This window comes from Listeria costaricensis (genome assembly GCF_900183385.1).
Classification (GTDB): domain Bacteria; phylum Bacillota; class Bacilli; order Lactobacillales; family Listeriaceae; genus Listeria; species Listeria costaricensis.
In genome coordinates this window covers 252981-265170 of record NZ_FXUT01000010.1, presented here as the reverse complement: position 1 = coordinate 265170, position 12190 = coordinate 252981, and the positions used below count along the sequence as shown (strand labels likewise).

Annotated in this window: 12 protein-coding genes; all 12 read left to right on the top strand. The window is 39.2% G+C overall.

Features of this window, described 5'->3' with window-relative positions; translation table 11 throughout:
- The coding region (locus tag CS921_RS10260; RefSeq protein ID WP_162921741.1) for a hypothetical protein at positions 1 to 1084 on the top strand (1084 nt) is incomplete at its 5' end.
- Positions 1077 to 2924, top strand: a complete 1848-nt coding sequence (locus CS921_RS10255) for an ATP-binding protein (RefSeq protein ID WP_099223539.1) — start codon at positions 1077 to 1079, stop codon at positions 2922 to 2924. The genes CS921_RS10260 and CS921_RS10255, both read left to right, overlap by 8 nt.
- Positions 2925 to 4033: 1109 nt before the next feature.
- Positions 4034 to 4741: a Crp/Fnr family transcriptional regulator gene (locus CS921_RS10250; protein WP_205527778.1), complete on the top strand. Its 708-nt coding sequence runs from the start codon at positions 4034 to 4036 to the stop codon at positions 4739 to 4741.
- Between the two features lie 127 nt (positions 4742 to 4868).
- Positions 4869 to 5489 carry an ECF transporter S component gene (locus CS921_RS10245; protein WP_099223537.1) on the top strand — a complete coding sequence of 207 codons (621 nt, stop codon included), beginning with the start codon at positions 4869 to 4871 and terminating at the stop codon, positions 5487 to 5489.
- The gene (locus CS921_RS10240; protein ID WP_099223535.1) at positions 5470 to 6207 is read left to right on the top strand and encodes an energy-coupling factor transporter transmembrane component T; all 738 of its coding nucleotides are present in this window, start codon (positions 5470 to 5472) and stop codon (positions 6205 to 6207) included. Before CS921_RS10245 ends, CS921_RS10240 begins: the two co-directional genes overlap by 20 nt.
- Positions 6204 to 7043, top strand: a complete 840-nt coding sequence (locus CS921_RS10235; RefSeq protein ID WP_099223533.1) for an energy-coupling factor ABC transporter ATP-binding protein — start codon at positions 6204 to 6206, stop codon at positions 7041 to 7043. The genes CS921_RS10240 and CS921_RS10235 overlap by 4 nt, the downstream gene beginning before the upstream one ends.
- The gene (locus CS921_RS10230; RefSeq protein WP_099223531.1) at positions 7040 to 7837 is read left to right on the top strand and encodes an energy-coupling factor ABC transporter ATP-binding protein; all 798 of its coding nucleotides are present in this window, start codon (positions 7040 to 7042) and stop codon (positions 7835 to 7837) included. Before CS921_RS10235 ends, CS921_RS10230 begins: the two co-directional genes overlap by 4 nt.
- A complete protein-coding gene (locus CS921_RS10225) occupies positions 7834 to 8772 on the top strand; it encodes a nucleoside hydrolase (protein WP_099223529.1) in 939 nt (312 codons plus the stop codon). The genes CS921_RS10230 and CS921_RS10225 overlap by 4 nt, the downstream gene beginning before the upstream one ends.
- A complete protein-coding gene (gene rbsK / locus CS921_RS10220) occupies positions 8769 to 9659 on the top strand; it encodes a ribokinase (RefSeq protein WP_099223527.1) in 891 nt (296 codons plus the stop codon). The genes CS921_RS10225 and rbsK overlap by 4 nt, the downstream gene beginning before the upstream one ends.
- Before the next feature lie 196 nt (positions 9660 to 9855).
- Complete coding sequence (locus CS921_RS10215) at positions 9856 to 10557, top strand: carbonic anhydrase family protein (RefSeq protein WP_099223525.1); 702 nt, start codon at positions 9856 to 9858, stop codon at positions 10555 to 10557.
- 14 nt (positions 10558 to 10571) lie between these two features.
- Complete coding sequence (locus tag CS921_RS10210) at positions 10572 to 11525, top strand: NAD(P)-dependent oxidoreductase (protein ID WP_099223523.1); 954 nt, start codon at positions 10572 to 10574, stop codon at positions 11523 to 11525.
- A gap of 28 nt (positions 11526 to 11553) precedes the next feature.
- Entirely contained in the window at positions 11554 to 12096 is a 543-nt protein-coding gene (locus CS921_RS10205; RefSeq protein WP_099223521.1) for an HD domain-containing protein, read from the top strand.
- The last annotated feature ends 94 nt before the right edge of the window (positions 12097 to 12190 follow it).

Genomic DNA, 12190 nt, shown 5'->3' with positions numbered 1-12190 from the left:
AAAATTGAGAAATAGTAGGGTTTCTCCCAAAAGAGTTAATCTTGTTACGACAAACTATGATCTTTTTTTAGAAAGTGCTGTAGAGAACATTTTAGAGAATAATCCTCGAATTTTTTTTAACGATGGAGCAAATGGATATGTTAAGAGAGTACTAAATACTGATAACTTTAATAAAACTCTGCTGTATTCTGGAATATTTGATAATTATTCGAATGAAATGCCAGTTATTAATATGATTAAATGCCACGGTTCAATTAATTGGAAGAAAGTGCAACAAAGTACGGGCAAGAAGCAGATGGTTCAAGTAACACCTTCTGAGTCAACTGTAACTAAAATTAATGAACTACTGGAAGATTTTCTCATCGAGTTTGAAAAGGATGTAGATAATTATTCTAATCTAAAATTTTCTAATCCCAAGGATTATATTGGCCTTTTAAATTCGAAAGAAGTCGATATTGATGAATTAGTTTCAGATGTAAATAAGCTAGCCGTCTATTCTAAAGATATGACATCAGGAATTAGAGAAAGTCTAGAACAGTTACAGATAGTGTTTCCGACAAAAAGAAAATTTCAGTCAACATTAATTGAAGAACATTATTTCAACATGCTTAGACTTTTGAGTTATGAATTGGAGAAAGAGCAGTCTGCCCTTATTGTATTTGGCTTTTCTTTTTACGATGAACATATTTCAGATGTAGTACAAAGATCTTTGAATAATCCTAATTTGATAGTATTAATTTTTTGTTTTCAAAATGATGATGCTACTGAAATCATTTCAAGATTCAATTTTTCAGATTTCACTATTCCGAAAAACATTATTTTTATTAAACCTGATGATTTTTTACAGAAAACGTATACAAATGAAGATTTTAAAACTCAGGAAAAAGAACTTGATTTATCAAACTACACTGTAATCAAAGCAGATAGTGAAGTGAGATTGTATAGTTTCGAAGTGAATTCAATAAATATTAATTCTAATACAATACCAGTGCTAGATTTCTGTTCATTAAATTCTTGTATGGAAGAAGAATTATCCAATAAATATTTACCTATTATGTTAGAGACAGGTGATACTTATGAATAATTTGGAGATTGGTGTTGTTGTTGAAGTTAAAGGGTTTCAGTGTAAAATAGCTACTTTTGATAATACAAACCATGCTACATTTATTCAAAATGGTGAATTGATTAAAAATGTTAGCGTAAACAGTTTTATTCTTATTTCTCAAGGGTTTGTGAAAATTGTAGCTAGAATAATCTCTGAATCTATTTGGGACAATCAAAGCAACGTCAAAGATTATAATTTAGATAGAAGGTTTAAAAAGAATACTATAAAAAGAATATTGGATGTTCAAACAATTGGGTACTTAAAACAAGGAAAATTTAATAGTGGAGCCTCGTTTTTACCAATGATTGGAAATATCTGCTCTATACCAAGTGCAGAAGAGGTCAATAGAATATACATCAACAATTATAGTAATGATCTTAATGAAGTAACTGTTGAGGTAGGAGAAAGCCTAGTTGAACAAAATGCCATTAAGCTACCAGTTAACCTATTTTTTGCTTCACACATAGGTATTTTTGGTAATACAGGAAGTGGAAAATCTAATACTTTACACAAGCTGTATTATGAGTTGTTTAGTGAAACTAAGCTGGTTAATCTAAGGAATAAGAGTAAATTTTTAGTATTAGATTTCAATGGAGAATACATTCAAGATGACTCATTTGGCGTATTGCTTATTGACAAGGAAATTTACAATTTAAATTCTAAACGTAAATCATCAAAAAAATTTCCAATTAAGGATGATATCTTTTTTGATGATGAAATGTTATCAATTCTATTTTCAGCTACTCAGCAAACACAAAAGCCTTTTCTATCAAGAGTAATAAAAGGCAAAAAGAAATATAATACTGGTATGGAATCGTTAAGCGCTTGGACTGCTTATTTAATCAAGCGTATTTTGACTAACGAAGTAAATCAGACTGATATTAAAAATCGATTGATAGCTTGTATTGAGTCTAATATTCCAGATAGTTCTGTCTTATTAGAAAAACTTAAAGCTGTTATTTTTCATAAAGATAAGTTTGCTTATCCCTTTCCACCAGGAAAATGGACATTTTTTGATGGTAATTGGACAGAGGAAAAGAGTACATCAATTGATCTAAATGAACTTCAAAATACCATTTCTTCTTCTGAATTAAATATATTTCAAGAATTTGTTTACAGATGTGAGTTACAATTAATATCAGATATTTTATATGAGAGCGTTGTTCCAGATCACATTGCTCCACTTATTCGTCGAATACATTCTAGGATTAACGATATTGAAAATTATATAGATATTATTGATGTTCTGCCAGAACAGAAATTTTTACAAATAGTCTCATTTAAAAATCTAAATCATAATTCCAAAAAAATTCTTTCTTTACTTATCTCAAAAATGTATTTTGATAAACATAAGAAAAAGAGAAATAAAACAGAAAAAAGTTTTCACCTTATTATCGATGAAGCCCACAATATATTATCCAACCAATCAAGTAGAGAACAAGACTCTTGGAAAGATTATAGATTAGAATTGTTTGAGGAAATAATAAAAGAGGGTAGAAAGTTCTCTTTTTTCATAACGCTATCAAGTCAGAGACCAGCTGATATTTCATCAACAATATTATCTCAAGTCCATAACTTTTTTCTTCATAAATTAGTAAATGAAAGAGATTTACTAATTATTGATAATTCAATATCAACGATGGATAGAATGTCCAAATCTATGTTACCTGTGCTTCCTCAAGGAGTATGTATTATTTCTGGGACAGCGGTATCAATGCCAATTACTGTCAATATTGATTTTATAGAAAATGAAAAAATACGTCCTCAAAGTGATACTATCCACTTAACTAATATTTGGGGACAAACAAGTAAAGAATGAATTGCATGATCATTGTATACATTAAAGGTCGAATTGTAGATAAAACGCAGAGATATTTGGTCTAAAGTCTTTTTAATTTATACTAGAAGTGAAAAAACAACGAGAAAGATAAGAAATATGTTATGTAACATCAACGAGTTGCGCGAAACCAACTAATCACTATTTTTATGAATAATTGGGTTTCTTCGAACCATACAGTTCGAAAAATTGATTTTGTCATTGATTTCGATTTTATTTATCCTCTTGTGTAACATAGTCATGTGAAGTAATGACTAAATTTAGCTAATCCAAGTAGAACCGCCCTATTTAATTCTATAAGGCAAGTGTTAAATATGATTCAGCTGATGTGTAAAAAATAGAAGTACTAGGAGCTTGATGAAGATGTGATATAGAAATTTGAAATGTGTTCTTGTACTAACTATTGGAAAAATTTATCCTCAGCATATTGAAGGAATTAACAGGTATAAATTATTTAAAGTAAAAGGTGAATTAAAGAGAAAGGAAATTTCTTTAGTACTAAAAGAATTTTTAATGTATAACCCTCATATTAAAGAATATTTTGAAAATCGAATATAAGAATCTTTACTAGGTTATATAAATAAAGACTGTAGGATGATGAAATGTCGAAAAGATGAAAAGCTTTTCGACATATTTGTATCTTTTTATGGTACAGAGTTGTTGTTATTAGTGTAAGGAAGATTTGATCCTTAAGTGTAAAGTTGAAAAGAGGGAAGGAACTTCAATCTATGATTGGAAATTTTGAATATGTGTCTCAGTTTGACAAGGCTTTCATATCATCTTATTCATTTTCTAATTGGTTAAAAAGATGTTGCAAAAATAGTGAGTGTGAAACCAATAAAATTTCGTGCATTAAGACATTCTCATGTGGCTTTATTAATTGAGTAGAACATACAGCTTATTGTGACTCAAGAAAGACTAAGGTATACGAATATACAGATTACATTGGAAACATATAGACATTTATATGCTAAGTATGATAGTCAAGTTGTCATTTTGCTGGTAGAAGATTTGATCGTAACGCCTGTAAAGCATTATTTGTTATACTGACTATAGGTGGAACGACCGAAACTTTTTTTGGAGAGGGATTCATGGTGAAAAAAGAGCATCTGAGGGAAAAATGGCAGCAATATGGGAATGAAACCATTTTTAATTACAGCAAAATTCAGGCTAAGCTTACGGATGAATATCCGGAAGTCTGTTTTGAGCCGAATGAAAAAGTTGTGGTGCGCGGTGATTTTCCTGTATATATTTACTTTATCATAAGTGGTATTCTGGTCGGGGTTCGAGACTATGAGGATGGCAATGAATATGAGTATTTTCAATTAGGGCAGCAAAATGGCAGCATTGGCTTGTTAGAGCTTTTAGCGAAAAAGGAACAAATGGTGGCGACTGTGACTTGTTTGAGTAAGGTTAAAGCAGTGCGTGTTCCGGCGGATGTGGTCTATGAATGGATCATGGAGGACATGGAATTGCTGCGTTTAAGTGCCAATCTTTTGGCGGTGGACCTTTATCATTGCTCGAATAACAGTGGCTTGTTTTACCGGTTTGAAGGCGTTGACAGGCTGCGGTATTTTTTAGCGGGCTATTATGAGGAACAAGTGAGGGTGGAAAAAGGGATTGTGGAAGTTAGCGAAACACGTGAAAAAATTGGCAATAAATTAGGGATGAGCGTTCGAACAGTGGGGCGTTCGTTGAAAAAGCTAAGGGATAATCAGGAAATCATTAATAAAGAGCGCAAAATTTATATTGGTCCAGAAGAGCATCAACGTTTAAAACAACATTTTATTCAAAGCTGAAAAATTTTCACGAGAGGACATGTGACCTTTCGTGTTTTTTTATTTCTGAATATACTGATGTTGTAGAAGAAAGCTTTACATAGATGGGGGATTTTGCTTTCAAAAAAACAGGAAAGTAGGAAGAGGCATGAAACGAGGAATAAAGTATGATTTTGGCTTGCAAGCGTTAATGTTGATCCCAGTGGGCGTTTCATTGAATGTTGTAGGGTACCAGCTTTGCAGCATTTTGAAATTGCCCGTATTTATCGACCAGATTGGTACATACTTGGTGGCGATGGTGGCAGGTCCTTGGGTGGGCCTTGTGACGGGGCTTTTAGGAAGTGTGGTCAATGGCATGTTGAATCCGGTAGCGATTCCCTATGGGCTGGTCGCTATGAGCATTGGATTATTTGCAGGCTATTTTTCGCGATTTAAATTTTTCAATCATCTTATCGGTACATTGATTGCTTGTGTAGTCTTGACGATTGTTTCTGCTGGAACATCGGCCATTGTAACCGTCTTTATGTTCGGAGGTGTGACGGGTGCTGGAACTGACTTGGTAACAGCTGCCTTTTTAGCGGCCGGTCAGCAACTCTGGGATTCTGTCTTTTCGACAAATATCATTACTGGCACAGTCAATACGATTTTGAATTTTGGTATTGCCTATCTGGTAGTGAAACGGATTCCGCCGCGCTTTTTAATCAAATTGAACTACGGGACGCCTTATATCAGCAAGGAGGTGTTGAAACGTGCATACAGCAATCGGTAAATGGTATCCTTCTACAAAATTGATGATTGTATTAACGGTAACGGTTATCAGTATGTTTTCCACATCGCCGGTAGTACAATATGTGCTTTTCGGTGCAGCGGTTTTGTTGAGTTTGTTCTCAGGTACGATCGGTAAGTTTTTCAGTACTTTTTTCAAATCGATTTTTATCATTGTCTTGTTTATTTTTCTCGTACAGGTATTTATTGTTCAAAATGAGGATAGTCAGCCGCTCTGGTGGTTTATCGGCTACTCAGAAATGGGACTCCAGACAAGTATCGATCTGTCTTCACGGATCATTGCCATCAGTTCTATTATTATTTGGTTTTTTCAAGTTACGAGTGTCAAAGATATCATTTCTTCTTTGGAAAAAGCAAGGATTCCTAAAAAAGTGACTTTTGTGATTGCAGCGACCATTCAACTTGTTCCACAGATGACGAAGCTTTCCGGGACGATCACAGATGCCCAAAAAGCGCGAGGCATTGAGACAGAAGGATCTTTGTGGATACGCATGAAGGCTTTCATTCCGATGATTGGTCCACTAGTACTGACATCCATTCAGCAAACGGACGAGCGAGTTTTGACATTAGAAGCCCGGGGATTTTCAGCTCAAATGAGAAAAACAACTTATTATGCGGTTAAAAAGACAGCGTTAGATTATCTCATTACGATTTTTTGTCTAGCGATTCTAATTGTCTATTTTGTAGGAGGTCCCTTATGAGTTTCATTGAATTAAAACAGATCACGTATCAATATCCTTTGGACGAGCAACCAATCATGAAGGATGTCAGTCTATCATTTAAAAAAGGCAAAGTTTATGGAATAATCGGTAACAATCAGGCTGGAAAAACGACACTGTGCCATATTATCCGCGGCTTTATTCCAGCAATGTTTTTAGGAGAATTGTCCGGTGAAGTAACTTACAAGAATAAATCTGTTCAGGACTACAATATTGGAGAACTGGCATCAGAAATGGGCTATTCTTCTCAAAATCCGTTTACGCAGATTTCCGGGGTTAAGGATACGGTGGAAGAAGAGATTGCTTATGGAATGGAAAATATTGGTGTACCACCAGAACGTATGCAAAAAAAGGTGCAAGAATTATTGCATTTATTCCATCTTGATGACCTTAAACTGAAGAATCCTTATGAGCTGTCTGGTGGGCAAAAACAACGTGTGGCATTAGCGGCTGTTGTAGCTTTGGACCCCGAAGTGGTGATCTTAGATGAACCGACATCGCAGCTCGATCCAAAAAGTACGGAAGAAGTATTTCAGATCATCGCCATGCTGAAAGAACAAGGAAAAACAGTGATTGTTGTAGAACATAAGGTAGATTTGCTGGCGGAATATTGTGATGAAATCATTTTACTTGAAAATGGGTGTGTCTTGAAAAATGGCACAGTTCACCAAGTATTAAGTGACCCAAGTATTTTGGAACATGGCGGTTCTTTGCCGCAGGTGGCCTTATTCTATTTGCAGCAGCTGCATCAGATGGATCAAATACCGATCACAATGGCTGAGGCGATTCGGAAACTGAAGGGAGTGGCGCATGTATGAGTTTTTTACAGCTGGAAAATGTTCGTTTCTGCTACCCGAATGGTTTTGAAGCCGTTCAAGATCTTTCGGTAGATTTTCGTTTAGGAGAAGCGGTGGCCATCATTGGGCAAAATGGCGCAGGCAAAACGACTGCGGTTAAATTAATGAACGGTTTATTGCGACCTGCAAGTGGGCGCGTTTTGATTGATGGGCAGGAAACGGCTTCGCTGACAACGGCCCAAATGGCTCAACATGTGGGGTATGTTTTTCAAAACCCGGATGATCAGATTTTTCAAGAAACCATTGAGAAAGAAATCGCTTTTGGCCCTAAAAAACAAAAGCTACCTGCTGCGGTTGTTCAAGAGAGAGTGCATGAGGCGGCGGAGATTTGTGGCTTAATGGACGTTTTGAAAGAGCATCCCTATAATTTGCCGTATTCAAAGCGGAAGTTCATTACGATTGCTGCGGTCATGACAATGGATCCTGAGATTGTGATTTTGGACGAGCCGACTGCTGGACAAGACCGTGAATCCACAGAATTACTGGGGAAACTTATAAAAATACTGACAGATAAAAATAAAACCGTCATCACCATCACACATGATATGGAATTTGTAGTAAAAGAGTTTCAGCGCGTGTTGGTTTTTGCAGAAAAACAGCTTCGTAAAGAGGGCACGCCACGGGAAATCTTTTGGAATGAAGAATTGCTGCAATTTAGTGCGTTGAAACAGCCTTACATTTGTCAATTGGCAAAAGCGTTGAACTTTCAAGGTGTAATGACGATGGAGGAACTAGGGAAGAAGGTTGTAGGGTGAAAAATATTTTAATAGATTGTGATCCTGGGCATGATGACGCACTGGCAATCATGGTCGCATTTGCCAATCCTGAAAAATTTAATATTTTAGGCATTACAACGGTTGGCGGCAATCAAACTTTAGCTAAGGTGACAAAAAATGCCCAAAACATCTTGCGTTTTTTAAAAGCGGACTTGCCACTGGCGGCAGGGCAAGCAGGACCGCTCGTGAAACCACTGAAAACCGCACCAGAGGCTCACGGCGAGAGTGGCATGGACGGCCCCTATTTTGATGGGGAGGATTATCCTTTGTGTGAACAGAACGGGGTGGGATTTTTATATCAAAAAATTATCGAGGCGGAAGGAAAGGTGACGCTAGTTGCGATAGGACCGCTAACGAATATTGCCCTACTCATTAAAAACTATCCGCAAGTAATGCCTGCTATTGAGAAAATCGCTTTGATGGGTGGTGGAATCAGTCATGGTAATCAGACCCCTTTGGCTGAATTCAATATTTTTGTAGACCCAGATGCTGCCGAGATCGTTTTTCAAAGTGGGCTGCCAATCGTTATGGCGGGACTAGATGTCACTGAACAGGCAGAAATCACCCTGACTGAAATCAATCGCCTCAAGAATCGAGGAAAAGTCAGCAATTTGGCTTTTGAATTATTATCTTTTTATAATCAATCTGGACGGCAATTTGGTTTTATTCATTCACCAATTCATGATTTATGTACGATTGCGTATCTTATGGCACCGGATATTTTTAAGGGCGAGTATGCAGATATTCATGTGATTACAGATAATTCACCTGCCAGAGGACTGACATATGGCGATTTTCGACGAATGGCACCAGAGCCAAAGCACACGCTAGTATTAAAAGAGGTGGATCGCGCGGCATTTGTGAAGCTATTAATGGATGCTTTAGCGAAGCTTGACAAGCAGGTGACAAGATGAACAAGATTTTAGTGGTTGGCTCGATGTCTGTAGATTTGACAATTGAAACAGAACGAATGCCAAAACAAGGAGAAACGATCAAAGGAGATTCACTAGAATTGTTTTGTGGAGGTAAGGGCGCTAATCAGGCTGTCGCAATCGCGAGACTAGGTGGAGCTGTTGATATAGTAGGCTGTGTGGGGAAAGATCCTTACGGCGAATGGATCTTGGCAAATTTGATGGAGCAGCATGTTGGTTGTGAAATGGTCGAGATAGATGCAACAACATCATCCGGGACGGCCCCTATCTTCTTAGTGGATGGGGACAATCGGATTGTCATTACCTCAGGAGCGAACGATTTGGTGACGGTGGAACTGGTGAAGGAAAAAATAGAAAACCGTTTAAGTGAGTACGAGCTTGTCGTTCTGCAAAATGAGCTTCCTCGCGCGACCATTCGCTATGTGGTGGAACGCTGTCATCAGCAAAAAGTGAAAGTTTTGTATAATCCAGCGCCGGCAGATGTTGAGGCGGGAAGCATGATGAATCAATTAACCTATTTGACGCCTAATGAAACGGAATGCAGGCTGATATTTCCAGAATTATCACTGGAAGAAGCTGTCGAACAATATCCCAATCAATTAATCGTGACGCGGGGAGCTGACGGCGTGCTGTTTCATGACGGAACCGCCCTTCAAAAAATTCCAGCTTATCAAGTAAAGGCAGTAGATACGACAGGTGCGGGTGACACTTTTAACGGTGCTTTTGCGCATGAGATTGTTCAAGGCAAGCAGATTGCTGAGGCCATCCAAGCGGGTAATCGTGCTGCGGCAATTTCGGTAACAAAAAAAGGTGCTCAAAATGGCATGCCCACTTTAAAGGAAATGAAAGAAGCAGGAATCCTATCTTAAACGATTATAAAATATAGAAGAAAAAAGCCTTGCCGCTTGAATGACACCCAGTCAGTTAGCACTGAAAGGGGGCGTTTATCTGCAGAGCTTTTTTTCACGCCTACATGTCAGATTTGACTGAATCAGGCACAATATTTGCATGCGTCCCCCTGCTCGGCTAAAATGTTTGTAATGTCAATCAAAGGGGGACTTGTAGATGCCAGCTGTAAACGTTAGCTGGTCTTATCATGGTGAGACCGGCCCCGAAAACTGGGGTACCATTTGTCCGGAATTTGCGGTTGCAAAGGAAGGAACGGCTCAATCACCAATTGATCTACAACTAGAACACGTAGCCAAATATCATGGGGAACTGTTACAATTTTATTATGAAAAAATGACGTATACCGTCAAACGAATCGAGAATTCAGTTCATCTGTTTCCACTCGATAACACGCAGTATTTGATGTATAATGAGGAAAAATACACGTTAGCTGCATTTCACGCGCACATTCCAAGTGAGCATCTGCTAAATGGCAAGAAGTTCGATATTGAATGGCACTTTGTTCACGAAAATGTACAGGGCGACAAGCTGGTGCTGGCTGTCTGGATGCATGTTGATCAGAACAGTCAAGCGGCTCTTGGCGAATTGCCGCGCTATTTTCAGGAAGTATTTGTTGACTTTGATACGGAACGCTCGATTTCACTTGAAGTGGAACGTTTTTTGCCGAAGCGTAAAGCATTTTACACTTATCAAGGTTCACTGACGACACCGCCCACTGTGGAAGGGGTCACTTGGGTCATTTTGAAAGAGGCGGTCGCAATCGATGGGCAGGATCTGGAAAAACTGGATACTGTCATTGGCGAGACGAACCGGCCTGTGCAGCCGCTAAATGGCCGTGAAATCAGTTTTTACAGCTAGGAGAATAATATCGTATGAAGAAAATTTTTGTGGCGGGCAAGCTTCTGCCAAAAACAGAAAAGCAGCTGCAGGACTTGGGCGCTGTTTTTTATCAAGGGCCTGAGCCCATCACGGAGGAGGCGCTGATCGAGGGTGTTAAGGATGCACATGCCCTGATCTGCCCACTTTCCACGCCTGTGACCGAGCAGGTGATTCGCCGGGCGTCGCGGCTTGAAATTGTCGCCAATGTGGGAGCCGGTTTTGATAATATCAATGTGGCAGAAGCGAAGGCACGTGGTATTGCGGTCACGAATACGCCGGATGTTTCAACGGAAGCCACGGCTGAACTGACACTCGGACTGATCCTAAGCCTCATGCGGCGGATTCCAGAAGGCGACCAGTTGCTTCGCGAAACACCAGAACAGTTTACCGGCTGGGCGCCCACTTTTTTCCTAGGCCGCGAGCTTTATGGGAAAACGCTTGGCATCATTGGACTCGGGCGCATTGGACTGGCGGTGGCTAAACGGGCGTCTGCTTTTGGCATGCGGATTCTTTATTCCGGGCACCAACCTAAACCAGCGGCAGAGACTGTAAGTGCGACATTTGTCACGCAGGAAGAATTGATCAAAGCAAGTGATGTGATTACGATTCATGCGGCATACAGTCCGGAATTAAAGCATTTGTTTGACCGCACGACGCTTGCACAGATGAAGCAGTCGGCCTTTTTGATCAACGCCGCCAGAGGACCGGTCGTTAAAGAGGCAGACTTAGTCGAAGCGCTCACAGCCGGTACCATCAGCGGTGCTGCCCTTGATGTATTTGAATTTGAACCAGAACTCAGTGCCAAGCTGCGCGAACTTCAAAATGTCGTTTTGACGCCGCATATAGGCAATGCAACCGTGGAAACACGCGAAAAAATGGGCGAGATTGCCGTTTCAAATATCGAAGCAGTCTTGCGCGGGGAAGCGCCTCTTCATTCCGTTTACTAGAAAATTTTAACAGACAGGTGGAATCAACATGTATGAGAAAGCAAAAGCGTATGCACGAGCCGCTCATGAAGGACAAAAACGAAAAATCACTGGTGAGATTTACTTTTCACACCCGCTCAATGTGGCGCGGATTCTGAGACAAGCTGGTTTCTCGGAAGATGTGGTAATCGCCGGTCTTCTTCATGATGTGGTGGAGGACACGGTGGTAACTGGAGCGGAAATCGAGCAGGAATTCGGACCGCATGTTGCTGCGCTGGTGCTTTCCCATACTGAAAATAAAGCGCTCTCCTGGGAAGAACGAAAAGCCCACACGATTGAAACGGTACGAACGGGAAGCTTGGAAGAAAAGGCGCTGATCGTGGCGGACAAATATGATAATCTCAGCTCCATTCGTTATGCGATGAGTTCAGAAGGGCATGCAGTATGGCAGCATTTTAAACGCGGCTATGACTTGCAAAAATGGTATTACACGGGTGTTGCCAAGGCGATGCGCTATGGGGTGGATCCACGAGCGTTGCCGGCTTATTTTGATGCTTACGAAAGAATGGTTCAAACGGTTTTCAAAAAATGAAAATCGGCCGTCTTTAAAAGACTGTTAATTTATGTATTTTGAACTATTTTAAGTAATTTTTTGAAAATGGTATTGATTTTTGAGCCGATTGGAG